Source organism: Vreelandella andesensis, assembly GCF_003989795.1.
Taxonomy (GTDB): Bacteria; Pseudomonadota; Gammaproteobacteria; order Pseudomonadales; family Halomonadaceae; genus Vreelandella; species Vreelandella andesensis.
Genome location: NZ_RZHG01000010.1, coordinates 106,315 through 130,570 on the forward strand (window position 1 = coordinate 106,315; position 24,256 = coordinate 130,570).

Here is a 24,256-nt window from a genome sequence, read left to right on the forward strand (position 1 = left end):
GGATGCAATGATGACCGCAACGACACCGCATACAGCAACGGTTATGCTGGAATGTAACAACCTGACACGAGTTTATAACGAAGGCCCTCAAGATCTCACTGTATTAGATCAGCTTGAACTTAAGGTGCATGCGGGAGAACGTGTTGCCATTGTGGGTAGCTCAGGCTCAGGTAAAACGACGTTGCTAAACCTGTTGGGTGGGCTTGACCGGCCTAGCGCTGGCAGTGTGGTGATTGCTGGCGAGCCGCTATCAGGGCTTAATGAAGCGGCATTAGGCCGTTTTCGGAACCGTTATATTGGCTTTGTCTATCAGTTTCATCACTTGCTAGCAGAGTTCACAGCGGTCGAGAACGCCGCGCTTCCGTTAATTATTCGCGGACAGTCAAAAAAGGTGGCTGAGCAGCGCGCTATGCAGTTGCTTGAGCGAGTAGGTATGAAAGCGCGTGCTGATCATAAGCCTGGCGAGCTTTCGGGAGGAGAACGCCAGCGAGTGGCGATCGCACGAGCGCTAGTGACAGACCCCAGCCTTGTGCTAATGGACGAGCCAACCGGCAACCTTGACCAAACCACGGCCAGCACCATTTTAGCGCTCATGGATGAGTTAGCTAAAGAGAGCGCCTGTGCATTTGTCATTGTGACTCATGATGTCAGCTTGGCTGCCCATCAGGATCGTGTGTTGAAGTTGGATGGTGGGCAGTTAATAGAGCAGAAAAACGACTAATACCTGAGGGGACTAGTCATCGAACTCTGACTCAATACGAGCCCGGCGCTGCTGTCTCTTGAGACGGCGGCGCTTCCAATGGTGGGAAACGTGCCAGCGCCAAATAAGCCGTATGACGATATTGGCAATAATGGCTAAGAGTACGGCAGAAATTAACGACCCAAGCATTAGCGGCGGCATAATGTCGTGCATTTGTTCTGCAATCCAGCGCGTCGATATGCGCGATGGCGCCTCTCTCACTGGTGCTTCTAAAAGAAATGTGCCAATACGATAATTAAAATAAAAAATAATTGGCATGGTGAGTGGATTCGTAATCCACACCAATCCTACTGAAAGTGCCAAATTACAACGGCTAAACCTTGCCCCCAGGGCTGCCACTACCATCTGAAACGGTATGGGTAGCATGGCGCAAAAGAGCCCCACGCTGAACGCGTTTGCAACGCTTCGACGTGTTAGAAGCCATAACCCGGGATCAGCAATTAATGGCGCAATGAAGCGAAGTGAGCGCTGTCGCCTTAAAGTGTCGGGTTTTGGCATGTAGCGCTGCAAGAAACGGCGCGGCATGTCAGGTACTCTCTCAGTTGGTGCATCCTATTATCCATATAGCAACGTGCTTAGGCTACGGCGTGGGTATGAATGATTCAGTTCCAAGGAGGGAATATGCAACTAGGCGCCGCACTACCCGCTGCGTTGGCAGTATTGATAGGGGCGTTAGGCGCGCAGTTAAGCGGCCCCGAAGCGTACCTGCAGGTACTGTTGCCTGGTGTGCTCATAGTGGTGCTTTTGTTGGCTGTATTTCGGCGTAGGTTTCTAATTTGGTTATTTATATCAGGCTGGGTTTTTATCGGTGTGCAGCAAGAGTGGGGGCACCGTTTGCCAACTGGGCTCAGTGGTAAAGATGTCACCTTGCAGGCGCGAATTATCAATGTTCAAACGGACGCCGGCTCGTCACGATTACGCCTGGCAGTTGAATCCTGTCTTTCTCCTACCAATCTTCCAAGCTGTGGCGCACTGCGCAGTGTGCGAGTAAGTGCTTACGATGATCAACGCTACCGCGTTGGAGAGCGTTGGCAGATGACGCTGCGGCTTCGCCCACCTGGTGGCTTTTCCAACCCTGATACGTTTAATTTTCAACAGTGGTTGTGGCGCGAAGGCATACACGCGACTGGCTACGTGCGGCAAGAGCCTAAGCCTGAACGTCTGTCGGTGGCTACGCCGACACTTCGTCAGAAAGCAATTGAAATGCTGTCTAATCAACCATTGCAGGAGAAGACCCAGCGATGGCTTGCGGCGCTGACGCTGGGTGATAGTGAGCAGTTGACCCAAGATGATTGGACCCTGCTCAATGCAACGGGTACCACGCACTTAGTGGTTATTTCTGGATTGCACGTTGGTCTCGTCGCTTCATTTGTACTGCTATTGGCTCGTTTTACTGCCAGGCTGGTAACGCCTACCAATTGGCGCCTGCGCGCTTGGCCCTGGTGGTTAGCGGGCGCGGCGGCAGTGGGATATGCCATGTTAGCTGGGCTAGCACCTCCTGCCATGCGAGCTATGATCATGACGCTCTTAGGTTTATGGGTGCTTAGCGGACGTCATGCGCCGGGCGCTTGGCAAGCGTGGTGGCTTGCGCTAGGGATAGTGTTAGTGATTGATCCGCTTGCACTGTGGCGGCCAGGTTTGTGGCTATCGTTTATCGCGGTAGGCTGGCTGATTATTATTTGGCAAGGCCGCCCCCGCCCAAAAGGGCTGAAAGGGTGGTGTTGGGCGCTATTGCGCTCTCAACTGCTTATAGCGCCACTAATGGCGGCAGCGGTGCTGGTAGCGTTTGGGAGAGTCGCCCCTGCGGCTCCCCTGGTTAATCTGGTTGCTGTACCTTGGGTCAGCTCCGTTATGGTACCCAGTGCATTATTAGGGTGGGTGCTGTCGCCACTGCCTGGCATCGGTTTTTTTGTGTGGTGGTGTTTTGAGCAGGCTCTGCAGGTGTTTCATCAGTTATTAGTCATGACTGTGCAATGGGCACCGCTTTTGCAGCCACCTGCAATACTGGTTTTTCCGCTAGTAGGTGCGCTGTTATTGATATCACTATGCTGGGGGCTTCCCAATGTTCCAGGGTGGCTGCGTACCAGCGCGACATTGTTACTATTAAGCTTCCCATGGTGGTCAGTGGGTGAACAGCTTAGCCAGGGCGAATTACGCGTCATTGTTTATGATGTTGGGCAAGGTCAGCTGATTGAGTTGCGTAGCGCCAACTACCGATTACTGTATGACACAGGCCCCCAATTTCGCAGTGGATTTATGCCGTTGCAAACCCTTTGGTCTCCAGGTCAAGTGTTTGATCACGTTATTGTAAGTCATGCCGATAACGATCATGCCGGAGGTGTCAGTGCGCTTTTAAAACAGCACCAGGTAATGCAGTGGTCGGCTCCACGGGGAGAGCTTCTGCCCGTTGCTAGCGAGGCGTGCGTTCAAGGCCAGCAGTGGCGACGTGATGGCATCGACTACCAGATACTATGGCCACCAAAGGGGGAAAATGCATTCTCCTCAAATGATCGCTCCTGCGTACTTCAGGTAAGTGTGGGTGGACAGCGTTTATTAATCACGGGGGACGTCGGCAAGGACATCGAAAGAAGAATGTTAGCGAATATCGCTCCGCCGATTAGCGTGTTAGTAGCCGGGCATCATGGAAGCAATACAAGTTCGGGTGTTCAGTTCGTTCAAGTCAGCCGTCCACGGCATGTCATTTTTAGTGCTGGGAAAGATAATCCCTATAACCATCCTGTTGATTTGGTAGTGCGACGCTTTCGATACCAACAGAGCTGTTTGTGGAGTACCGCTCAGGATGGTGCTCTTGAATTTAGCCTCAACGCTACTCAACCTGTACAAATCATTTCGATGCAAAAACAGCTGGGCGTTCGTAAGCGGTGTTGATGCGGGTCACCATAAGGTAGAATTCTGTCAACTGTTCACTATGCCTGGGAGCGCGTGTGACCGATTCAGGTTGGGTTCTTTACAAGCGATTATTAGCTTACGTCAAACCTCACTGGCGCGCGTTCGCGTTAGCGATAGTAGGCTTTGTTATTTATGCCGCCTCTAGCACGGCATTAGCGGAAATGATGAAACGGCTGATTGATGGTATCCAAAATCCTGATGCCACCTTCCGTATATTGCTTCCACTGTTTGTTGTGATTATGTTCGCTTCGCGCGGGGTAGGGACATTTTTAAGCACTTACTTTATGTCCTACGTTGGCCGCTACGTGATTCACACGCTGCGCTGTGATGTATTTGCTCACCTGCTGCATTTGCCAGGGCGGTTCTTTGATCATCACTCCAGTGGTCATTTGGTATCTCGGGTAACGTATCACGTAGAACAGGTCGCAGGGGCCGCCACGAAAGCCGTCACTATTATTTTGCGTGAAGGGTTATTTGTTATCGGGCTGATCGGCTATCTGTTCTGGACCAATTGGATGCTGACGCTGCTATTTTTGGGTGTTACACCAGTGATTGCTGTTGTGGTGAGCTATGCTAGTAAACGCTTTAGACGTATTTCTAAACGTATTCAGCACTCTATGGGGGATGTCACTCACGTCGCTTCTGAAGCGCTCTCTGGCTACCGCGTCGTGCGCACACATGGCGCTGAAGAGTATGAAAAACAGCGCTTTGAGCGGGTAAGCGAAGAAAATCGCCGGCAAAGTATGAAAGAGGCGATGACGCGTGCCGTTAGCTCACCCGTGATTTTGATGCTGGTAGCGATTTCCATGGCAATTCTGGTGTGGCTAGCCATGGCACCTGCACTAATGGAAAATATGACGCCGGGTGAGTTTGTAGCCTTTATCACAGCGGCAGCGTTGATGATCAAGCCCGTACGCCAGCTCACAGAAATAAATAGCGAAATTCAAAAAGGCATTGCGGCGGCTTCTGAGCTATTTGGCCTGCTTGACCTGACGCCTGAACAAGATGAGGGCAAGAAAATCCCTCGCCAGCTAACGGGCAGTGTGGTGATTGATAACGTTAGTTTCCGCTATGCGGATGATCAGCCTGATGTATTGCGCGACATTAATATTAGCGTTGCCCCGGGCGAGTTAGTGGCAATCGTTGGCCGCTCTGGCAGTGGTAAGTCAACGTTGGTCAGCCTGCTACCACGTTTTTATCGGCCTAGTGAAGGGCGCATTTTGATTGATGGTGTGAACGCTGATGATTATGCGTTAGGCCCGTTGCGCCAACATATTGCATTGGTAACGCAACAAGTCACGCTGTTCAATGCAACCATTGCAGATAATATTGGCTATGGCGTTACCAATCCAGATCCGGCTGCCATTGAAGCCGCTGCTCAAGCGGCTTATGCCAGTGAGTTTATTGAGAAGTTGCCTCAGGGTTATGCCACGGTGGTGGGTGAAAACGGCGTCATGCTGTCTGGTGGGCAGCGCCAGCGCTTGGCAATCGCTCGGGCGATTTTTAAAGATGCACCTATTCTTATCCTGGACGAGGCTACATCGGCACTGGATACTGAATCCGAGCGCTATATCCAGAAAGCGCTTGAGTATGTGTGCAAAGGCCGCACTACGCTGGTAATTGCCCATCGCCTGTCCACTATTGAACGCGCTGACCGTATTTTGGTGATGGACCAGGGACGCATTATCGAACAGGGTAACCACCAAGCGTTGCTAGAAGCAGGAGGTGCCTACGCGGCGCTGCATCAGCTTCAGTTCCAGGAGAGTGAATGAGCTTGGAGCAACGCTGGCTAAAGGCAGCTTATAGCGGAAGCCGATGGTTAGCCCCGCTGTACCCGCTGGGCATTTTATACCGTTACCTTATGGCGCGTCGCAGCCGTCATTATTACTCAGGTAAAAAATCAGTAGTTAGGGCAACCGTCCCCGTTATCGTGGTGGGTAATATCACTTTGGGTGGAACTGGTAAATCACCGCTAGTGGCGTGGCTGGTCAACTGGCTTGTGAGGTGGGGGTGGTCGCCAGGTATTATTACCCGTGGTTACGGTGGTAAAGCATCGCACTACCCGTTACAGGTGACCGCACTAACTGATCCTGCCCAAAGCGGCGATGAGCCATTAATGCTGGCGCAGCAAACTGGCTGTCCGGTAGTGGCTGACCCCAACCGTTCTCGAGGCGTTCAAGTACTGGTTGATCAAGGGTGTGACATTGTTGTAAGCGATGATGGGTTACAGCATCTGGCGCTAGGGCGTGATATTGAATTAGTTGTCGTTGATGGGGTGAGGGGGCTAGGTAATGGGCGCTGTTTACCTGCTGGGCCACTGAGAGAATCATCCAGCCGGTTAACTCAAGTAGATGCCGTTATTATCAATGGTGAGCAGAATTGTCCCCTGCCAATAGAAGGGATATCGATGCAACTAGCACCGCTAAGCTGGCGAAGAATGCAGGACGGACAGCATATGCCACTCACTCCTCTACCATTTGCGCTACCCGTAAATGCCGTGGCGGGTATTGGCCACCCAGAACGGTTTTTTAATACGCTGCGCAGTTTAGGGGTGGAAGGCGAGATGCGTCCGCTAGCAGATCATCAGCGTTTTGATGATCAGACTTTTCGGTTTAGTCATCAGCGCCCCGTTGTAATGACCGCTAAAGATGCAGTGAAGTGCCAATCATTAGCGCCACCCGATAGCTGGGTGCTAGAGGTAGAAGCCGTGCTTCCGCCAGAGTTTGAACACTGGCTGGCAGCTAAATTGTCAGCGATTTCTTAAAAGGGATACACCGATGGATAAAGAACTATTGGCAATGCTGGTTTGCCCACTTTGCAATGGCAAGCTCAAGTATAATCGTGAAGCCCAAGAGCTTCGCTGCCACTACGACGGTTTGGCGTATCCTATTCAAGATGGTATCCCCGTGATGCTTCCTGAAGAGGCACGCGCAATGGATGCCGATGAAAAATTACCTATCTCGCCAGGTCGTACCGGAGAGGTGTAATGTCAGTCGCTGAGACCGAATTTATTGCTGTTGTTCCCGCGCGCTATGGCTCATCCCGCTTGCCAGGTAAGCCACTGCTGGATATAGCGGGTGAGCCGATGATTGCCCATGTCTGGCGCAGAGCCTGTCAAAGCCAAGCAAGCCGAGTCGTGGTGGCAACTGATGACTCGCGTATCCGTGAGGCAATGTTGCCATACGGTGCGGATATCGTTATGACGCGCTCGGACCATCCCTCTGGTACTGATCGACTGGCCGAAGTGGCAGCGCATCTAGGACTAAGCGATGACGCTTTAGTGGTAAATGTGCAAGGTGATGAACCGCTCATACCTCCGGTTTTAATTAACCAAGTAGCGATGCGTTTAGCCGAAGATCCAGACGCAGCCATCGCGACGCTTGCAGAACCCATTGGCGATGTTGACACGTTGTTTAACGCCAACGTTGTCAAAGTTGTTCGTTCTTTACAGGGACGCGCGCTGTACTTCTCGCGTGCGCCTATTCCATGGGATCGAGAGCAATTTAAAACACAGCCCGCGCTCTTAGCCACCGATGCTTGGCTGCGCCATATCGGTATATACGCCTACCGTGCCAGTTTTCTCGCAGCTTATCGCGAGCTGGTACCGTCGAGTCTTGAGCAGTTGGAGCAACTAGAGCAGTTGCGCGCGCTACAGCATGGCTATGTCATCCAAGTGGCACTGGCCAGCACCATTAATCCTCCTGGGGTGGATACACCAGAAGACTTAGCCCGGGTGAGAGCGCTGTTGGCCAGTGAAAATGGAGGTGAAAGCAAATGAAACGTGTACTGTTTGTCTGCTTGGGCAATATTTGTCGTTCGCCAACGGCTGAAGGCGTTTTTTGGCATGCTGTTGAGAAGGCCGGCTTAAGTAGTCATGTCAGCGTGGATTCCTGTGGTGTAGGTAACTGGCACGTCGGAAAAGCGCCAGATACTCGCGCCCAGGTAGCCGCTTTGCAGCGTGGTATCGATATTAGTAATTTGCGTGCTCGTCAGCTCAGCGCTAGCGACTTTCTTGAATTTGACTATGTACTGGGGATGGATCGCGACAACCTTGAGGCGATGCGAGCGTTGCAACCAAGTAATAGTCGTGCCCATGTTGGGCTTTTTTTAGATTTTGCCGATATGCCTGAGTCAGAAGTGCCCGACCCTTATTACGGTGGTGATGAAGGCTTTGAGTCTGTCCTGACTTTAATTGAAGCGGCCTCTGCTGGGTTGATTGCCCAATTGAGAAATGATGGGTTGAAAAACGGCGGGTTGTAAAATGGGAGGGGGTGAGATAACAGATTTTGAAATAGGCAGCGATTTGCTCAGTCGTTGCCAACCGGTCGATCTAACCACTGCTAATACGCTAAGGCTACCTTGCCAGGCGGAGCGGTATGTTGTTCCTAAAACGCTGCGTGCACTCCAGTATGCGGTGAATGAAGCCATGGATAAACGGTGGCCCATTACGCTCTTGGGAGGCGGCAGTAATGTTCTGCTTCCCAGCAAGCTAACCGGCATTGCTATTCGGCCTGGTATGCAACAGTGGTGGTTGGAGAGTGACGGAGAGTCTGTCGTTGCTTACGTGGGGGCCGGCGTTAATTGGCATTCATTGGTCATGACGTTGGCGGCCCGTGGCCTCTGGGGTGTCGAAAATCTAGCGCTGATTCCAGGCGATTGCGGTGCAGCGCCGGTACAAAATATTGGTGCATACGGTGTTGAGCTTAAAGACGTCCTGGACGGGGTGCAGATAGTAGAGCTGGCATCGGGTAACGTGCGCTGGTTAAGCGCCGAGGCTTGCCAGTTTGGGTACCGAGATAGCATCTTCAAAAAAACGCTAGCGGATAAAGTCGTTATTACGCAGTTGGCACTTCGGCTATCAAAAAAGCCGCTGCCAAGACTGGGTTATGGAGATTTGGCTGCCCGGGTGACCGCTTGGTCGAGTTGCTTGGCGGTGGCTCAAGCGGTGTGCGCTATTCGTCAGGAAAAGCTACCAGATCCTCAGGTGCTCGCAAATGCGGGTAGTTTCTTTAAAAACCCGTTGGTTAGCAGCGACCAGTTATCGCGCTTGTTACAGACATACCCTAGCATGCCTTATTTTCCGCAGGTTAATGGGCAAAGCAAACTGGCAGCAGGGTGGTTGATTGACCAGTGCGGCTTGAAAGGAACCCGGCAAGGGGCTTTCGGTGTTCACACACGACAAGCCTTAGTACTTGTGCATTTTGGTGGCGGTAACCGGCGTGAGTTATTGCAGTTCGCTGAGCATATTGCCCATAGGGTCTTTGAACAGTTTGGTGTTGAGCTAGAGCCTGAGCCACGCTTAATACAAGCATAAAAAACCCCGCCTAAGCGGGGTTTTTAGGGCTAGCTTTTTTGAGCATTAGCGATTACTCATTATTCGAGTTCTGTGCTTGTTTTCGCAGTTCACGAGGATCGTTATGAGCGCGACGACGGCGACGGCGAGGCTTGGTTGCCTCGTCTTGAGCTTCAGGCGTCACTGTTTCAGTAATGGGCCCTGATGCGGGTGCTTGAGCCTCTTCCATGACCGCCAGCGTAGACTGCGGCTCTTCGCTTTCTTGAGCATCAGTAGTGTTGTTAGCGGTTTCTGAAACCGTCTCTGGAGCCGTTTCTGAAACCGTCTTAGTTTCTGAAGCAGTCTCGTTGTTCATTGCATTGCTATTTGCAGTAACTGCTTCTGGCTGTTCAGCAGACTCTGGTGAGATTGCTTCAACAGTAGTCTCCGCCGTCTCCTCAGCATTCGACGCTTCTTTGTATGCGTCAACGGGTACTGATGTCTCTTGCGCCGTCTCCTGATGATCTTGAGACACGGGTTCTTGAGACACGGGTTCATGAGACACAGGTTCTTGAGCCACGGGTTCTTGAGCCACAGTCCCCAGGGGCTCGGCAGTCTCCTCTGCTGCTTCTTCGCCACGTGAATTCATTGATTCACTGTAGGTGGTATCTGGCTCCGTCGCATCTGAAGGACTCTTTTCCTGTGGCTGAGTACCCGCTTCAGCGGAAGGGGCTTCATCACTGGCGACATCCGACGGACCGTGGGGCGCTTGCGCTGCGGCTACATCATCCATTGGCTGTTGAGGGTTGCTCTCAGCGTCCTTGTCTGCAAGTGTCTCAGCGTTAGGTTCCGCGTGCTGAGGCTGGCGACGCTGACGGGTTGCCTTACGTGCTTTTTCTGCCTTTTCTGCAGGGCGTTCAGCCGTTGTACCATCGGCAGTTGCCGATTCCTCTTCAGCTAGGGTAGGCGTCTCAGTCTCCGTTACAGCGGCTGTTTCAGTAGTTGTGGTGACATCTTCCTGCACAGAGTTGCTAGCAGGGGCTGATTCACTACTGGGTGCTTCAGCAGCAGAGGTTGTAACAGCCGTTTCTTCAACCGCAGTTTTTTCTACAGCGGTTGCTTCAGCTTCAGCCGCTTCGGCTTGCAGTTTCAGCTGTTCCGCTTCGGCTTGAGGGTTTACGGCCTGTTGACGCGTGCGGTTGCGCGGATTATTGCGTGTGCGCTTTGGCTTGCCGTCATCTTGCTTGCTGTCATCTGCTTGTGATGTAGGCTCGCGAGCATCTTCGTTTTTCGGCGTTGCATCACGCGGTTTTTCACGACGGCCTTCTGGTTGGGCTGTGGTTTTTGTCGGCTCATCTTTGGGTGATTCTTTAACCGATTGGGTTGTCTGCTGTTCTTTCTGACGATTGCCCTTTTGGTCGTTGTCTTTGGCATCGTCCTGCTGAGGGTGACGTCGACGGTTACGAGTGCGGCTAGGGCCACTGCGTTTATCGTTTGCGTCGTCGCTATTATCAGTGTTGCGCGATTGGCTGGGCTGCTGATTGCTGGATTGCTGATTAGTGCGTTGCTCGTTTTTGGTGGTGCTTTCGCCACGCTCACGCTCACGGGCTGGCTTTGGCTTGCTTTCGGTGCGTTGCGCGCGGTTGCTGCTTGTTCTCTCTGGCTGCTTGCGGGGAACAGGCGCTTCCTCTTCGGGCTGGCTGGTGCGGGTATCTTCGCCCCCTAGCAGTTTTGCAAAGCCCCTGATAAAGCGACCAATCACACTGGGCTGCTCTTCAGTGGCAGGCGACGTCGCAGCAGCTTTCTCAGCTTTTACTACCTTGTCTGCTTTTACCACTTTTTCTGACTTTTCTTCAGTCTGAAGTGAAGCGGGCGCTGGTGCGTTGTGTATAACACTTTTCACTGCCGCTTCAGCACGCATAGCAGGTGGGGTGAAGCTTGGGTCGGGCTCTTTGCCGACTTCAGTATCAGTAGAAAGCTCGAAGCTGGACAACGTCAGACTTTCATCATCGTCTAAGTGGTCATCGCGCAGCCGTTGGACGTCGTAATGGGGCGTATCCATTTCAGGGTTCGGTAAGAGAACCACACGGACGCCTTGGCGCGATTCGATGTCTGCCAGTACGCTACGCTTTTCATTCAGTAAGTAGGTGGCTACGGGTACCGGGAGAATGGCGCGAATTTGGGCACTACGCTCTTTCATGGCTTCTTCTTCAATTAGGCGCATGATAGAGAGTGAAAGTGAGCGAACATCGCGAATAGTGCCTTGTCCGTTACAACGCGGGCAAACAACGCCGCTGGTTTCGCCTAATGAAGGACGCAGGCGCTGGCGAGACATTTCCATCAAGCCAAACCGTGAGATACGACCAATCTGAACACGTGCACGATCCAGCTTCAGCGCATCGCGCATGCGATTTTCAACCTCGCGCTGATTACGCGCAGGGCCCATATCAATGAAGTCGATAACTACCAGGCCACCGATATCGCGCAAGCGTAACTGCCGAGCAATCTCTTCGGCTGCTTCAGAGTTGGTCTGTAGTGCGGTTTCTTCAATATCGCTGCCACGCGTAGCTCGGGCAGAGTTGATATCAACAGAGACCAGCGCTTCGGTGTGATCGATGACAATGGAACCACCAGAAGGAAGTTTTACTTCTCGCTGGTAAGCAGTCTCGATTTGCGACTCAATTTGGAAGCGCGAGAAAAGCGGGACTTCATCCACATAAAGTTTAATTTTCTGCTGATAAGAGGGCATTACCTGACGAATAAATGACAGGGCTTCTTCATGAATCTCTGGGCTGTCAATTAACACCTCGCCAATGTCCTGGCGTAGGTAATCGCGCATGGCGCGGATAATGACATTGGACTCGCGGTAAATCAGGAAAGGGGCTGAGCGCTTGCCTGCTTCCGTGGTGATGGATTCCCACACTTGGACAAGGTAATCCAAATCCCACTGCAGCTCTTCTGGGCTACGACCGATACCGGCGGTGCGAACGATTAAGCCCATTTTGTCCGGCACGGTCATTTGGCCCATGGCGTCTTTCAGCTGGCTACGATCGTCACCTTCAATGCGGCGTGAAATGCCGCCCGCTCGAGGGTTGTTCGGCATAAGAACAAGAAAGCGACCCGCCAAGCTAATAAAGGTAGTAAGTGCGGCCCCTTTATTGCCACGCTCTTCCTTATCAACTTGCACAATGACTTCCTGGCCTTCTTTCAGTACTTCTTTGATGCTAGGGCGGCCGGAAACATCTTTTATGAAATATTCGCGAGAAATTTCTTTTAGCGGTAGGAAGCCATGGCGTTCGGCTCCAAAATCAACAAAAGCGGCTTCAAGGGAAGGTTCTACTCGGGTGATTTTACCCCGGTAAATGTTGGCTTTTTTCTGTTCTCGAGCGCCAGATTCGATGTCTAAATCGTAAAGGCGTTGCCCGTCTACCAGCGCGACCCGAAGCTCTTCTGGCTGGGTCGCGTTAATCAGCATCCGTTTCATGTTGTCTCACATAGCATTGCGAGCCGACGAGGCGTCTAGGCTTGGCGTAGACGAACCGCTGGGTGCTGCGTGCTTGTGCTCGGCGCATGGCTATGCTGACGCATTAAACCGGGAAGGCAAATATGCCGACCCGGCCGAAAGGGCGTTGAGTACGTGGCGGAGGCAAAACATGTTTCGGTGGCTGTCACGTCCATCCGGCTCTGCTGACACCGCCAACACCTGGCATTCATCGATTCGTCAACGCCGGTCATCGGCACAGCGTTGAACTTAGCGCCCCAAGTCAAGCAGCACCTTGTGACGAACAGGAGAGGCTGTTTGGGGCGTGACGTTTATTAATTAAATTGCCTGCCATTGCGGGCGAAGCAAATATATCTCTGCCGTCGAAAAACATGCGACAGAGTAACTGTATATCCAGTACGTTATTTCAGTACGTTATTTCAATGCATTAGGCGTTCGGGTAGTGCGTGCACTACACCATTTTGCCTGTGCTCTGGCCTGCGTGTTTGTCGGGCAGGCGCTAGGCGAAGCGTGATAAAACACCCGTTACGACATGTCTTTTTACGGGTAAGGCACACTTGGCCGCTGAACGTTTTGGAATATAACAGTAAAGACAACTACCAGCAATTGACGCAATGCGCATTGGTCTACGCTAGAATGCCGTTTTTAGCCTGTCGCAATAAGATTACACCAGGAGTGAGCGTTAATGTCCGAAGGGCGGGAAGTGCAGTGGGTGGATATCGCCCCGGAGCAAGCAGGTCAACGAATCGACAATTTTCTAATGACACGTTTAAAAGGTGCTCCGCGTGCATTGATTTACCGAATTGTGCGTAAAGGCGAGGTAAGAGTTAATAAAAAGCGCGTTAAAGTGGATTATCGACTCCAAGCGGGTGATTTGGTGCGCGTGCCGCCGTTGCGCTTAGCGCCGAAAGAAGCGGTTAAAGAGGTGAGTGACAACTTACGTGATTTATTGATTGGTAGCGTCATTATGGAAGGGCCGGATTGGATGGTGATTAATAAACCATCTGGTCTGGCAGTCCATGGAGGAAGTGGTGTAAAAATTGGCCTAATTGAGGCGCTGCGACAAGTACGCGATGACCTTACTTTTTTAGAGTTGGTTCATCGCTTAGATCGTGACACGTCGGGTTGTTTGCTGTTGGCAAAATCTCGTGATGCGCTAGTCACCCTTAACGAATCGCTGAAAAAGCACGCAATGGACAAACGTTACTTGGCGTTAGTCAGTGGGCGCTGGCCTGCCCGAAAGACCTATGTGAGTGCTCGCTTAGATCGATTTGATGCGGGGAATGGTGAGCGGCGTGTTCGAGTGGATCCAAATGGCAAGGTTTCACGGACTCATTTTTCGGTAGTGGAAACCTTTGAAAGGGCCACGCTGATAGAAGTGGAACCTGTAACAGGTCGCACTCACCAGATACGTGTGCATGCAGCTCATGCCGGGCACGCGTTATTGGGCGACGACAAATACGGAACCCGCGAAAGTAATCATACGGCGCAGCGCCTTGGCTTGAGTCGTCTCTTTCTTCATGCCCGTGCATTGACGTTTCCTGAACCTGGCAATGGCCGCCCTGTTACGGTGAAGGCGCCCTTGCCTGAGGCATTGGAAGAAACACTAACACGTGCTCGTAAATAAGGAAGCGACATGCGCTATGAGCTAATTATCTTTGATTGGGATGGCACCCTGATGAACTCTGTGCCGAAAATTGTTGCCTGCATGCAGGCCGCTGCTTTTGATGCAGAATTAGGTGAGTTAGATGTCAGTGCTATCGAGAATATTATTGGATTGGGTCTGCCTGAGGCGATAGCGACGTTATGTCCTGGTATTGAAGCGACTCAGGCCGAGCGTTTGCGTCAGCGTTATGCCTATCATTTTGTACATGGTGATGCGACGCCAATGCCTTTTTTTGAAGGTGTAAAAGAACAAGTCGCCCGGTTGCGCGAGCGTCCCGGTCAGCGCCTTGCGGTGGCAACGGGCAAAAGTCGTTGTGGTTTAGATCGCATTTTCTCCGAGGCAGAGTGTGGTGCTTGGTTCCATGCCAGCCGAACGGCAGACGAAACGCGCTCTAAGCCCCATCCACAAATGCTTCTTGAGTTGCTTGACGAGCTTAAAGTGCCTGTTGAGCGTGCTGTGATGGTGGGTGATACCGAATATGACCTTGAAATGGCTAGGTCTATTGGTATGGATCGCGTGGGCGTTACTTACGGCGTGCATACTCCCGCTCGGCTGGCGGCCTGTCAGCCTGTGTGGCTGGCAGATAATGTAAAGGTGCTGTTCGACTGGCTCCACGGTTAGGCGTATTAACAGTGGCTGCGGGCAGTAGGTGTACGACCAGGCGAACACTAGGAAACGTATATGAGCGATGAGCAGCAACGTGGCGATAATGGTAGTGGCTCCCCGGCGAGTGATGATTTCCCAGGAAAGGAGAGCGGTGACCGTTGGACCGATGGGCCGGAAGTCGCCCCACAAGCCAAGCAGCAACCGCTGACTGGGGCGCAGAGCGAAGGAGTAAAGAGTGGCGGGGCAAAGGGTGATGATGCGGAGACGCTTCGTGAGCGACAGCGGCTAGCGCAGTTAGAAATGATGGATCGTTGGGTTGGTGGCGTCTTAACGGAACAGCGTAGGACCCGACGCTGGAAATTATTCTTTCGTTTGTTGCTGCTGGCGATTGTACTGACATCGGTAACAGCTATGCTCTACCGCGTATTTTTCGCTGAGCCAACGGCTTCATTGCCCACGCAACGCCATTTGGCCCTGGTTGAAGTACATGGTGTGATTACCAGCGATTCGCCAGCGAATGCTGAGCGCATTATCAAGGGTTTGAATCGTGCATGGTCATCGAGGAGTGCCGCTGCGATTGTGCTGCACATTGATAGCCCAGGTGGGAGCCCTGTTCAATCGCAGCGTATCTATGCAGAAATTATGCGCCTGCGCGATCAGGGTGATAAGCCCATTATTGCCGTAATAGAAGATATTGGTGCTAGTGGTGCTTACTACATTGCCTCCGCTGCCGATAGCATTGTGGCCTCACGGGCCAGCTTGGTTGGCTCTATCGGTGTTATTTACGCGGGCTTTGGCTTCCAAGAAGCGATTAACCAGATTGGTGTTGAGCGTCGCGTAATGACTGCCGGTGAAAACAAAGCTTTTCTGGATCCTTTTCAGCCGCTTGATGATGACGTGGCACAATTCTGGCAAGGCGTTCTGACTCAAACCCATCAGCAGTTTATAGACGATGTTAAGGCTGGGCGTGGTGAGCGCTTAAGCGACAGCCCTGAACTATTTTCAGGGCTTGTCTGGAGTGGGGAGCAGGCGTTAGAGCTGGGGTTGGTAGATGAGTTAGCTAGCCTTGAGCAAGTGGCCCGTGCCCAGGTGGGAGAAGCTGATTGGGAAAACTATACGCCCAGCTTGGACCCCTTTGAGCGCTTGACACGGCGATTTACCCAAACCGCTGCTGAGGTACTTGGCTTGCAGCGTACGCAGGCTCCTTTGCGCTTTCAGGCCCAGTGAGCCAAGAACGTGTGAATCAAACTATTATCAATCAAACCACGCGTTAATCATCGCCGAGTGGGTTCATGCCCGCTTGGCGAAGCATATCGCAAAGTGCTATGAGGGGCAGCCCAATTAGTGCGTTTGGATCTCGGCCTTCGAGTTTTTCAAATAAACTAATCCCCAGCCCTTCCATGCGGAAACTGCCTGCGCTATCTAATGGCTGCTCAAGGGCAACATAACGCGCAATCTCTTGTTCGCTCAATGAGCGAAATAACACCTCAAACGGCTCGATATGGACTTGGTGCCGTTGGTGGCGAGTGTCGACTAGCGCTAAGCCAGTCAGAAAAGTTACTTTTTGGCCTGAGAAGCGAGCCAGGTTCTCTCTTGCGCGCTTTTCTGTATGTGGCTTGCCGAGAATATCGCCATCAAACAGAGCTATTTGATCAGAGCCAATAATGCAATGGTTGGGAAAGCGATCAGCAACGGCATTGGCTTTGCTAAGCGCCAAACGGTGTACTAGGGCGTTGGGTGCTTCATTAGGGTGGGGTGTTTCGTCAATGTCGGGTGAGTAGCACTGATAGGGCAATAATAGCCTATCCAGTAGTGCTTTTCGGAAACGAGAGCTAGAGGCGAGGACAAGTGTCGCGTTGGGTGTTTGAGGCACGGCATACTCCTTAATAGGCCTGGTTAGGCCTGGTTAGGCCTGGTTAGGCCTGGTTAGGCCTGGTTAGGCCTGGTTAGGCCTGGTTAGGCCTGGTTAGGCGTTGTTCATGGCTTAAAAGTGTAACGAAACCTCAGTGGCCTGCCTATTTTAGTGGTTTTAGTAGATAATCTCATAAGAATTGCACCGACAGCTTTGACAGCAGGAGGGCGAGTGCCTATCATTGCGCGCCTATGTTGACCTCACAAATCCCCAGCCGGGTTGAGCCTTATAAGCTTGCAGCCCGCCGCGAACGACTAGAAGGCATTGTGGTGCTTGATAAGCTGCTACGCCTCGCTGAAGAAGCAGGTGACCAAACCGGCGACTGTCATGTCGTTCTTGAGTTTGGTGTTGATGCCCAAGGCCGTCGCGAAATTCGTGGCCATTTGCAAGCGACCCTGGCGTTGCCTTGCCGACGTTGTCTGGTGCCGCTAAGTCAAGAAGTTTCCAGTGATTTCTTATTAGGAATGATTGCGGACGAAGCCTTGGCTGCTGAGCTGCCTGCCAGTCATGAGCCGGTGCTGGTGGAAAATGAACAGCTGGACTTGCTGACGGTGATAGAGGATGAGCTTATCCTCAGCTTGCCGCAGGTGGTCTATCACGATGAGGCCGAATGCCATGTCTCGGCGGAGCAGCTGGTCAGCAAGACTGAAGGCGCAGCGGAAGAGTCCGCTCCGGCCAAGAACCCTTTCGCAGTGCTTAATGCGTTGAAAAGCAGTGGCGCTTTGAAAGGCAAAAAGTAAGCATCACTTACCTTAATTACCTTGGAGTAAACACCCATGGCAGTTCAAAAGAACCGTAAAACTCGTTCCAAACGCGGTATGCGCCGTAGCCACGATGCGCTGAGTGCACCGACTTTGTCTCAGGACAAAGAAACAGGTACTACTCACCTGCGTCATCACGTTTCTCCAGACGGTTTTTACCGTGGACGCAAAGTGGTCGAGGTTTAAGTCTTAGTACTTTTATGAGTGGCAAAACAGTGTGGGTGCTGCGTGCGCCTAGCGATTGATGTAATGGGGGGTGACCAAGGCCCTCGTGCCATTATCGAAGGCTCCGCAAGGGCAGCTGTAGAGCGCCCTGACTTAGTATTAACCCTGTTTGGCCCGATTCAGCAGATTAATGCTGAACTTTCGCGTTTGCCGCAGCCTTTGGCTGCGGCAACGTCACGTTTGGTGGCTGCTGATGTTCCGGAAAGTGTCTCCCAGGCGGCAACAGCGGCCTGGGCGATGCGGCGCGGAGGCGCTACCAGCATGGCGTGCATGCTGCGCAGCCTATCTTCAGGTGAAGCCGCTGCGGGAGTCAGTGCGGGAAATACGGGTGCTTTAGTCGCTTTAGCGAGGCGTGAACTTGGTATGTTTCCTGGCATCTCAAGGCCTGCCATAAGTACCGCTATCCCCGCGCGTGGAGGGCGGCGTTGTTATTTGCTTGATCTAGGAGCGAATGTCGATTCTCCAGCATCCAGGCTACTGGATTTTGCCATGATGGGTGCTGCTATGGCTCAGTGCATAGACCGCATTAAGCGGCCTCGTGTTGCTCTGCTGAACGTAGGTTCTGAGGCTACAAAGGGTAGTGCCAATGTCCGCGAAGCAGATCGTTTGCTTCGTGAAAGCGCCAGTGATTTAAGCTTTGATTATCTTGGCTATGCCGAGGGTGGGGATATTTTTCAAGGTGAACTGGACGTTGTGGTTTGTGATGGCTTTGTTGGTAATGTCACGTTGAAAGCCAGTGAAGGGTTGACTCGTATGTTGGTAGAACGTGTACAAATGGCGTTTGAATCACGCTTGAGTGGACGTTTGGCAAGTATACTGGCCAGGCCTGTGCTGAAAAGGCTTAAACGCGAGCTAGACCCGGTGCGCTATAATGGAGCCAGTCTCTTAGGCTTGCAGGGAATTGTGGTAAAAAGTCACGGCAGCACCCAGGCAGATGGTTTTTATTATGCTATTCAGCGTGCATTGCAAGAAGTAGAGCATGACTTGCCTTCACGAATTGCTGCACGCTGGTCGCGCCAATGAGCGTTATCAACGTAGTAGATAATAAGACGTCATATATTTTTTGCGGGCTGTTAGTAGTAGCACCATGTGCCAAAACCGTTCTAGAAACGGTGCTAATAGCACGCTTATCGCTCAACTGAGCAAATGCCTACAAGAGCAAAGGTGAACGACATGTCTCAACCCCTTGCCCTCATTTTTCCCGGGCAAGGCTCTCAGCAGCTTGGAATGTTGCGAGAGCTAGCCGAGCGCTACAGTGTGGTGGGAACTACATTTGAGGAAGCGTCAGACGCTCTGGGCTACGATTTGTGGAAAGTCGTCCAGGAAGGTCCCGAAGAAGCGTTGAATGCGACGGCATGCACTCAGCCGGCACTACTTACTTCCAGTATAGCTATTTGGCGTATTTGGCAAGAGCTGGAAGGGCCACGTCCAGGCGTCATGGCAGGCCATAGCCTTGGTGAATATAGTGCGATGGTTTGTGCAGGCGTAATCGGGTTTGCTGAGGCCGTGCGTCTTGTTCGCTTACGTGGTGAAGCCATGCAGGAAGCTGTTCCTGCGGGAGAGGGTGGCATGGCGGCGATTCTCGGGCTTGACGATGGTGCCGTGGAAGCGGCGTGTGCCCAAGCAGCTGAAGATGAGGTAGTGTCTGCCGTCAATTACAACTCGCCTGGTCAGGTTGTCATCGCAGGCAGTAAACATGCCGTTGAGCGTGCCATCGCGGCTTGCCAAGAAGCCGGAGCTAAGCGAGCCCTTTCACTACCGGTTTCAGTACCTTCACATTGTGCGCTAATGCGGCCAGCCGCAGAGCGTCTTGCCGCGGCTATGCAGGAAATTGATTTACGTACGCCTCGTTATGCGGTTATTCAAAACGTCGATGCACAGGCCCATACCGATATTGACACATTGCGTACGCGCCTAATCGAGCAGCTGTATCAGCCTGTTCGTTGGTCATCTTGCGTTGAAGCGATGGTCGGACAAGGTGCTAATGTATTTATTGAATGCGGGCCTGGCAAAGTGCTTACCGGGCTTAATAAGCGCATTGTACGCAGTGCCAAAGGGTTGGCGGTAAATGATCCTGATAGCTTGGATTCAGCCCTTGAGTTAGCGCGTGAGGCATCGGCGGGTGGTGCGTGAACAACGGGACATGTTATGTCGCTATTTTCCGCTACCCTTGCTTAGTTAGGTTGAAGGAAGAACGTTATGACGCAAGAACAAAGAGTTGCGCTAGTTACTGGTGCTAGCCGAGGTATTGGGCGCGCCATTGCTTATGAGCTTGGGCGTCAAGGACGAATTGTGGTGGGAACTGCCACTAGCGAATCGGGCGCTGAAAAAATTGATGCTGACTTAAAAGAGAAGGGCATTGAAGGTGCAGGTATGTGCCTCAATGTTACTGATCAGCAAAGTATTGACCAAGTGCTTAAAACGATCGGTGAGCGATTTGGTGCGCCCACTATTTTGGTTAATAATGCCGGCATTACCCGCGATAACTTGCTAATGCGCATGAAAGAAGATGAGTGGGATTCCGTAATGGATACCAATCTCAAATCTGTTTACCGCGTTAGCAAAGCATGTTTGCGCGGTATGACAAAAGCTCGCTTTGGGCGTATCGTGTCGATAAGTTCTGTAGTGGCAACGATGGGTAACTTAGGCCAAACTAACTACGCCGCTGCTAAAGCAGGGATGGAAGGCTTTAGTCGCGCCTTGGCGCGTGAGGTCGCTTCGCGTGCTATTACGGTTAATGCGGTAGCGCCTGGGTTTATTGCAACGGATATGACCGAAGCGTTACCTGAAGCGCAGCATGAGATGCTGCTCAAGCAAATTCCTCTTTCGCGTTTGGGCGGGCCTGAGGAAATTGCCGCTGCCGTCGGCTTTTTGACAAGTGATGCTGCAGGTTATATCACTGGTGAAACGCTACACGTTAACGGCGGCATGAATATGCGTTGATGGCCTTGGGCTTGGCGGTTGCGTCATCCTAAGGGCGTCTATAAACTATCCCGCAGCTTTTGGCTTGCGGTTTCCAAGTGGCTGGTTATCAAAAACGGCTAATGTGAACGACTGGAGTACGTTGATGAGTACTATTGAAGAGCGCGTGAAGAAAGTTGTGGCAGAGCGCCTGAACGTTAAAGAAGAAGACATCCAGAACAGCTCTTCTTTTACTGAAGACTTAGGTGCTGATTCTCTTGACACCGTTGAACTGGTGATGGCGCTTGAAGAGGAATTTGACACTGAAATTCCAGATGAAGAAGCCGAAAAAATCACCACGGTTCAAGAGGCTATCGACTACGTAAATACCCATCAGTAAGGGTTAAGTCGAAGCAGTGAGCCAGGGTGGGGTGCTTATCCACCCGTATAAAAAGCCGTCCTGATTAGGGGCGGCTTTTTTGCTTTGTAGTCACAATGAATATAACGTTCAATCTCCGTTATACTAGTCACCAAATTTCTGCAGCAAATGACCCAGATGGGTCGTGTCACCATGGATGCCTGGAGGAAAGCTGATGGCGCGAAGAAGGGTAGTGGTAACTGGGTTAGGCCTGGTGACCCCAGTGGGCAACAGTGTTAACGAGTCGTGGGCAAATATTGTCGCCGGCAAAAGTGGCATAGCGCCGATTGAACACTTTGATACAAGTGGCTTCAACACGCGTTTTGGAGGGTCAGTTAAAAATTTCGATATTAGCCCCTATCTGAATCCTAAAGACGCCCGCAAGATGGATCTTTTTATTCAGTATGGCATGGCGGCGGGAGCCCAAGCCGTTCAGGATTCAGGCATTGAGTGTACTGAGGAGAATGCTGAGCGAATTGGTGTGGCTATTGGTTCAGGCATTGGCGGTTTGCCGATGATTGAACATAACCATGATGCGCTTAATAAAGGCGGTGCACGCCGGGTTTCTCCGTTTTTTGTTCCCGGTTCAATCATTAATATGATTTCCGGCAACATGGCGATTCAACATGGCTTTAAAGGCCCGAACATTGCGATCACCACGGCGTGTACAACCGGTACTCACAATATTGGCTACAGTGCCCGCACGATTGCTTACGGCGATGCCGATGTGATGGTTTGTGGCGGTGCGGAAATGGCCACTACCCCGTTAGGATTGAGTGGCTTTTCTGCAGCGCGAGCACTTTCAACACGCAATGAAGACCCTGAGGCGGCCAGTCGCCCATGGGATGCTAACCGTGACGGTTTTGTGCTGTCAGACGGTGCTGGCGTGCTCGTCTTGGAAGAGTACGAACATGCCAAAGCGCGTGGCGCCAACATATACGCAGAGCTTGCTGGCTTTGGTATGAGTGATGATGCCTACCATATGACGGCTCCGCCGGAAGATGGTCGCGGTGCTGCGCTTTCCATGAGCAATGCGATTAAAGATGCGTGTATCGACCCAACGGATGTGCATTATATTAATGCGCATGGCACTTCAACTGCTGCGGGTGATTTAGCAGAAAGCCGTGCGATTGAGAAAGTGCTAGGTAGCTCGGCTCGGCAGGTTGCTGTTAGCTCCACCAAGTCAATGATTGGTCACCTGTTGGGGGCTGCAGGTGCAGTTGAGGCTGTGTTTAGCATTCTAGCTATCCGAGACCAAGTTGCGCCGCCCACCATTAACCTGGATAACCCACAGGAAGGTTGTAATCTCGACTATGTACCGCACACCGCGAGGAAAATGCCCATTGATATAGCCCTCTCAAACTCGTTTGGGTTTGGTGGCACCAACGGCTCATTGCTGTTTAAAAAGGTATAGCACGCGATGCTAATGCCCCAGGTGCCATTTGACGACCGAGGGCTCGCGTATGGTGACGGTGTATTTGAAACAGTGCTTCTGCGCGCAGGTGCTCCCGTGCTATGGGATTACCACCACGCGCGCTTAGTGAAGGGTTGCCAGCGTTTAAATATTCCGTTGCCCTCTATGGAACAGTTGATCGCTAGCTGGCAATCTCCGCCTACCGCTGAGCTTGAGATACTCAAGCTCGTATTGACGCGTGGTAGTGGGGGAAGAGGGTATGCGACACCTGACAATTCACACCCACGCTTGATGAGCCGTAGAACGCCTTTTGTGGTGAATGCTGACCGCTGGCATGAGGGTGTTAACGTGCGCTTATGTCAGTTGCGTTTGGGTCATCAGCCGCTATTGGCGGGTATTAAACACCTAAATCGGTTGGAAAATGTACTAGCGCGCCAGGAGTGGAATGACCCATCCATCGCTGAGGGTTTACTCGGAGATACCGATGGCTGGCTAGTGGAAGCCACTAGCATGAATGTCTTTTGGCAGCAGGCGGGGACGCTATTCACGCCTCCATTATCGCAATGTGGCGTAGCAGGAACTCTGCGTGCTGCATTACTGGATCGTGGGGTAGTGCAGGAAGCCACCATTGCACTAAACGCTATCCATGAGGTTGATCGTCTCTGGGTGGCTAACTCGGTACAAGGTGTGTGGCCAGTGAGTAAGCTGCTAAGTGAAACGGGTGCAACGCTGCAGACCTGGCCGCTGTTAGGCCAAGATAGACTACAAGAGATCAGCCATCATTTACTTGGTTATTCGCCGACATCCCGTTAGGCAGAATTTTATTAATATTATTGAGGTGTCATGGTGAAACGGTTATTAGCTGCCATCGGTGTCGTGGTCGTAGTTGGGTTCGCCGCAGTGGCGGGCGGCTATGCTTACTGGCAACACCGCGTATCGGCACCGATTACGCTTAACGAGCCGATACTTTACCAGGTTCCTGCTGGCGCGGGTTTCAACCAGGTCGTTCGAGAGCTGGAAAGCCAAGGTGTTATTGAAGATGCTTGGGCATTTCAACTGCTAGCGCGTGTTGAGCCTGAGCGTGTGCCACGCTTGCGTGTAGGGGAGTATCAGCTCACTCCAGGCATGAGTGGTCTTGAGTTGATCGCCCTGCTAGGGAGCAATAACGTTGTCACTTATTCGTTAACGATTCCCGAAGGATGGACGTTCCGCCAAATGCGAGAGCTGCTCAATAGTGCGCCAAAGTTAGAGAACCAAACCGCAGCGTTAAGCGATAGCGACGTAATGACACTGCTAGAGCGTGAAGATGCGTTTCCTGAAGGTTGGTTTTTTCCCGATACCTACCGCTATCACTTGGGTATGAGTGACGTTGATATTCTGCGTCAGGCGCTTTCCCGCATGGAACGAATTTTAGATGAGGTTTGGAGCGCCCGTGATGACGATCTGACTATCGAGACGCCTTACGAAGCGCTCATTATGGCATCGCTTATCGAGCGTGAAACGGGTGCGCCGGAAGAGCGCCGAGAGATTGCAGGTGTCTTTAAGCGTCGCATGGAGCAGGGAATGCGCCTTCAAACAGATCCTACCGTCATTTATGGCATGGGCGAGCGCTATGAAGGGCGAATTACGTATGCGGATTTACGTGAAGCGACACCCTATAACACCTATGTGATTGACGGCATGCCGCCAACGCCGATTGCGTTGCCTGGACGCGCCTCCCTTGAAGCAGCGGTGAAGCCACTGCCGGGTGAAACGCTTTACTTCGTCTCTCGTGGTGATGGCACCCATCATTTTTCGCGTACGTTACGTGAGCATAATAACGCGGTTAATCGCTATATCCGCAATCGTTGATTTATCCAAGTCATTGTTTCTAAGTCATTGTTTATGATGCATTGTTTCTAAGAAATTA

Annotated in this window: 23 protein-coding genes; 20 read left to right on the plus strand and 3 right to left on the minus strand. The window is 52.0% G+C overall.

What is annotated here, in order from left to right:
* The first annotated feature begins 10 nt into the window (after positions 1-10).
* Positions 11-721 carry an ABC transporter ATP-binding protein gene (locus ELY33_RS05615; protein ID WP_126945187.1) on the plus strand — a complete coding sequence of 237 codons (711 nt, stop codon included), beginning with the start codon at positions 11-13 and terminating at the stop codon, positions 719-721.
* Between the two features lie 12 nt (positions 722-733).
* Here the strand turns inward: ELY33_RS05615 and ELY33_RS05620 are convergent, their stop codons facing one another.
* Complete coding sequence (locus ELY33_RS05620) at positions 734-1,285, minus strand: DUF2062 domain-containing protein (RefSeq protein WP_126945190.1); 552 nt, start codon at positions 1,283-1,285, stop codon at positions 734-736.
* A 96-nt stretch (positions 1,286-1,381) separates the two neighbouring features.
* On the opposite strand from ELY33_RS05620, the gene ELY33_RS05625 reads away from it, so the two are divergent.
* The 7 genes from ELY33_RS05625 to murB are packed head-to-tail and all read left to right on the plus strand — an operon-like array spanning position 1,382 to position 8,984.
* A complete protein-coding gene (locus ELY33_RS05625) occupies positions 1,382-3,649 on the plus strand; it encodes a DNA internalization-related competence protein ComEC/Rec2 (protein ID WP_126945193.1) in 2,268 nt (755 codons plus the stop codon).
* A gap of 56 nt (positions 3,650-3,705) precedes the next feature.
* Complete coding sequence (gene msbA / locus ELY33_RS05630; RefSeq protein WP_126945196.1) at positions 3,706-5,442, plus strand: lipid A export permease/ATP-binding protein MsbA; 1,737 nt, start codon at positions 3,706-3,708, stop codon at positions 5,440-5,442.
* A complete protein-coding gene (gene lpxK, locus ELY33_RS05635; protein ID WP_126945199.1) occupies positions 5,439-6,434 on the plus strand; it encodes a tetraacyldisaccharide 4'-kinase in 996 nt (331 codons plus the stop codon). Before msbA ends, lpxK begins: the two co-directional genes overlap by 4 nt.
* Before the next feature lie 13 nt (positions 6,435-6,447).
* A complete protein-coding gene (locus ELY33_RS05640) occupies positions 6,448-6,657 on the plus strand; it encodes a Trm112 family protein (protein WP_126945202.1) in 210 nt (69 codons plus the stop codon).
* The gene (gene kdsB, locus ELY33_RS05645; RefSeq protein ID WP_126945205.1) at positions 6,657-7,448 is read left to right on the plus strand and encodes a 3-deoxy-manno-octulosonate cytidylyltransferase; all 792 of its coding nucleotides are present in this window, start codon (positions 6,657-6,659) and stop codon (positions 7,446-7,448) included. The genes ELY33_RS05640 and kdsB overlap by 1 nt, the downstream gene beginning before the upstream one ends.
* A complete protein-coding gene (locus ELY33_RS05650) occupies positions 7,445-7,930 on the plus strand; it encodes a low molecular weight protein-tyrosine-phosphatase (protein WP_126945208.1) in 486 nt (161 codons plus the stop codon). The genes kdsB and ELY33_RS05650 overlap by 4 nt, the downstream gene beginning before the upstream one ends.
* Position 7,931: 1 nt before the next feature.
* Positions 7,932-8,984 (plus strand): UDP-N-acetylmuramate dehydrogenase, encoded by a 1,053-nt coding sequence (gene murB / locus ELY33_RS05655; RefSeq protein ID WP_126945211.1) that lies wholly within the window; start codon positions 7,932-7,934, stop codon positions 8,982-8,984.
* 52 nt (positions 8,985-9,036) lie between these two features.
* On the opposite strand, the gene rne is transcribed toward murB, so the two are convergent.
* On the minus strand, positions 9,037-12,426 hold the full coding sequence (gene rne / locus ELY33_RS05660; RefSeq protein ID WP_126945214.1) for a ribonuclease E: 3,390 nt from the start codon (positions 12,424-12,426) through the stop codon (positions 9,037-9,039).
* A gap of 703 nt (positions 12,427-13,129) precedes the next feature.
* Here rne and ELY33_RS05665 point away from each other — a divergent pair.
* The 3 genes from ELY33_RS05665 to sppA are packed head-to-tail and all read left to right on the plus strand — an operon-like array spanning position 13,130 to position 15,943.
* Positions 13,130-14,071 carry an RluA family pseudouridine synthase gene (locus ELY33_RS05665; protein ID WP_126945217.1) on the plus strand — a complete coding sequence of 314 codons (942 nt, stop codon included), beginning with the start codon at positions 13,130-13,132 and terminating at the stop codon, positions 14,069-14,071.
* 9 nt (positions 14,072-14,080) lie between these two features.
* Positions 14,081-14,731, plus strand: a complete 651-nt coding sequence (locus tag ELY33_RS05670; RefSeq protein WP_126945220.1) for an HAD-IA family hydrolase — start codon at positions 14,081-14,083, stop codon at positions 14,729-14,731.
* Positions 14,732-14,791: 60 nt separating this feature from the next.
* Positions 14,792-15,943: a signal peptide peptidase SppA gene (sppA, locus tag ELY33_RS05675; protein WP_126945223.1), complete on the plus strand. Its 1,152-nt coding sequence runs from the start codon at positions 14,792-14,794 to the stop codon at positions 15,941-15,943.
* Between the two features lie 43 nt (positions 15,944-15,986).
* Here the strand turns inward: sppA and ELY33_RS05680 are convergent, their stop codons facing one another.
* Positions 15,987-16,589, minus strand: a complete 603-nt coding sequence (locus ELY33_RS05680) for a Maf family protein (protein ID WP_126945226.1) — start codon at positions 16,587-16,589, stop codon at positions 15,987-15,989.
* A 230-nt stretch (positions 16,590-16,819) separates the two neighbouring features.
* Here ELY33_RS05680 and ELY33_RS05685 point away from each other — a divergent pair, with 230 nt between their 5' ends.
* From ELY33_RS05685 to mltG, 9 genes are all read left to right on the plus strand, one after another.
* Positions 16,820-17,368 carry a YceD family protein gene (locus ELY33_RS05685; protein ID WP_126945229.1) on the plus strand — a complete coding sequence of 183 codons (549 nt, stop codon included), beginning with the start codon at positions 16,820-16,822 and terminating at the stop codon, positions 17,366-17,368.
* 36 nt (positions 17,369-17,404) lie between these two features.
* A complete protein-coding gene (rpmF, locus tag ELY33_RS05690) occupies positions 17,405-17,575 on the plus strand; it encodes a 50S ribosomal protein L32 (protein WP_075879182.1) in 171 nt (56 codons plus the stop codon).
* 42 nt (positions 17,576-17,617) lie between these two features.
* Entirely contained in the window at positions 17,618-18,637 is a 1,020-nt protein-coding gene (plsX, locus tag ELY33_RS05695) for a phosphate acyltransferase PlsX (RefSeq protein WP_126945232.1), read from the plus strand.
* Between the two features lie 150 nt (positions 18,638-18,787).
* The gene (fabD, locus tag ELY33_RS05700; RefSeq protein ID WP_126945235.1) at positions 18,788-19,747 is read left to right on the plus strand and encodes an ACP S-malonyltransferase; all 960 of its coding nucleotides are present in this window, start codon (positions 18,788-18,790) and stop codon (positions 19,745-19,747) included.
* A 66-nt stretch (positions 19,748-19,813) separates the two neighbouring features.
* The gene (gene fabG, locus ELY33_RS05705) at positions 19,814-20,557 is read left to right on the plus strand and encodes a 3-oxoacyl-ACP reductase FabG (RefSeq protein WP_126945239.1); all 744 of its coding nucleotides are present in this window, start codon (positions 19,814-19,816) and stop codon (positions 20,555-20,557) included.
* A 124-nt stretch (positions 20,558-20,681) separates the two neighbouring features.
* Positions 20,682-20,915, plus strand: a complete 234-nt coding sequence (gene acpP / locus ELY33_RS05710; protein WP_083005609.1) for an acyl carrier protein — start codon at positions 20,682-20,684, stop codon at positions 20,913-20,915.
* Positions 20,916-21,108: 193 nt separating this feature from the next.
* Positions 21,109-22,347, plus strand: coding sequence for a beta-ketoacyl-ACP synthase II (gene fabF / locus ELY33_RS05715; protein WP_126945242.1), 1,239 nt, complete (start codon positions 21,109-21,111; stop codon positions 22,345-22,347).
* A 6-nt stretch (positions 22,348-22,353) separates the two neighbouring features.
* Positions 22,354-23,160 carry an aminodeoxychorismate lyase gene (gene pabC / locus ELY33_RS05720; RefSeq protein ID WP_126945245.1) on the plus strand — a complete coding sequence of 269 codons (807 nt, stop codon included), beginning with the start codon at positions 22,354-22,356 and terminating at the stop codon, positions 23,158-23,160.
* A 30-nt stretch (positions 23,161-23,190) separates the two neighbouring features.
* A complete protein-coding gene (gene mltG, locus ELY33_RS05725; protein ID WP_126945248.1) occupies positions 23,191-24,198 on the plus strand; it encodes an endolytic transglycosylase MltG in 1,008 nt (335 codons plus the stop codon).
* The last annotated feature ends 58 nt before the right edge of the window (positions 24,199-24,256 follow it).

Bases quoted from the DNA above. Each gene is read 5' to 3' on its own strand.
- pabC (WP_126945245.1), top strand. From the start codon at position 22,354: ATGCTAATGCCCCAGGTGCCATTTGACGACCGAGGGCTCGCGTATGGT.
- ELY33_RS05615 (WP_126945187.1), top strand. From the start codon at position 11: ATGACCGCAACGACACCGCATACAGCAACGGTTATGCTGGAATGTAAC.
- fabD (WP_126945235.1), top strand. From the start codon at position 18,788: ATGTCTCAACCCCTTGCCCTCATTTTTCCCGGGCAAGGCTCTCAGCAG.
- sppA (WP_126945223.1), top strand. From the start codon at position 14,792: ATGAGCGATGAGCAGCAACGTGGCGATAATGGTAGTGGCTCCCCGGCG.
- ELY33_RS05670 (WP_126945220.1), top strand. From the start codon at position 14,081: ATGCGCTATGAGCTAATTATCTTTGATTGGGATGGCACCCTGATGAAC.
- fabF (WP_126945242.1), top strand. From the start codon at position 21,109: ATGGCGCGAAGAAGGGTAGTGGTAACTGGGTTAGGCCTGGTGACCCCA.
- rne (WP_126945214.1), bottom strand. From the start codon at position 12,426: ATGAAACGGATGCTGATTAACGCGACCCAGCCAGAAGAGCTTCGGGTC.
- ELY33_RS05620 (WP_126945190.1), bottom strand. From the start codon at position 1,285: ATGCCGCGCCGTTTCTTGCAGCGCTACATGCCAAAACCCGACACTTTA.
- lpxK (WP_126945199.1), top strand. From the start codon at position 5,439: ATGAGCTTGGAGCAACGCTGGCTAAAGGCAGCTTATAGCGGAAGCCGA.
- ELY33_RS05665 (WP_126945217.1), top strand. From the start codon at position 13,130: ATGTCCGAAGGGCGGGAAGTGCAGTGGGTGGATATCGCCCCGGAGCAA.
- ELY33_RS05650 (WP_126945208.1), top strand. From the start codon at position 7,445: ATGAAACGTGTACTGTTTGTCTGCTTGGGCAATATTTGTCGTTCGCCA.
- rpmF (WP_075879182.1), top strand. From the start codon at position 17,405: ATGGCAGTTCAAAAGAACCGTAAAACTCGTTCCAAACGCGGTATGCGC.
- fabG (WP_126945239.1), top strand. From the start codon at position 19,814: ATGACGCAAGAACAAAGAGTTGCGCTAGTTACTGGTGCTAGCCGAGGT.
- acpP (WP_083005609.1), top strand. From the start codon at position 20,682: ATGAGTACTATTGAAGAGCGCGTGAAGAAAGTTGTGGCAGAGCGCCTG.
- kdsB (WP_126945205.1), top strand. From the start codon at position 6,657: ATGTCAGTCGCTGAGACCGAATTTATTGCTGTTGTTCCCGCGCGCTAT.
- ELY33_RS05640 (WP_126945202.1), top strand. From the start codon at position 6,448: ATGGATAAAGAACTATTGGCAATGCTGGTTTGCCCACTTTGCAATGGC.
- ELY33_RS05685 (WP_126945229.1), top strand. From the start codon at position 16,820: ATGTTGACCTCACAAATCCCCAGCCGGGTTGAGCCTTATAAGCTTGCA.
- mltG (WP_126945248.1), top strand. From the start codon at position 23,191: ATGGTGAAACGGTTATTAGCTGCCATCGGTGTCGTGGTCGTAGTTGGG.
- ELY33_RS05625 (WP_126945193.1), top strand. From the start codon at position 1,382: ATGCAACTAGGCGCCGCACTACCCGCTGCGTTGGCAGTATTGATAGGG.
- murB (WP_126945211.1), top strand. From the start codon at position 7,932: ATGGGAGGGGGTGAGATAACAGATTTTGAAATAGGCAGCGATTTGCTC.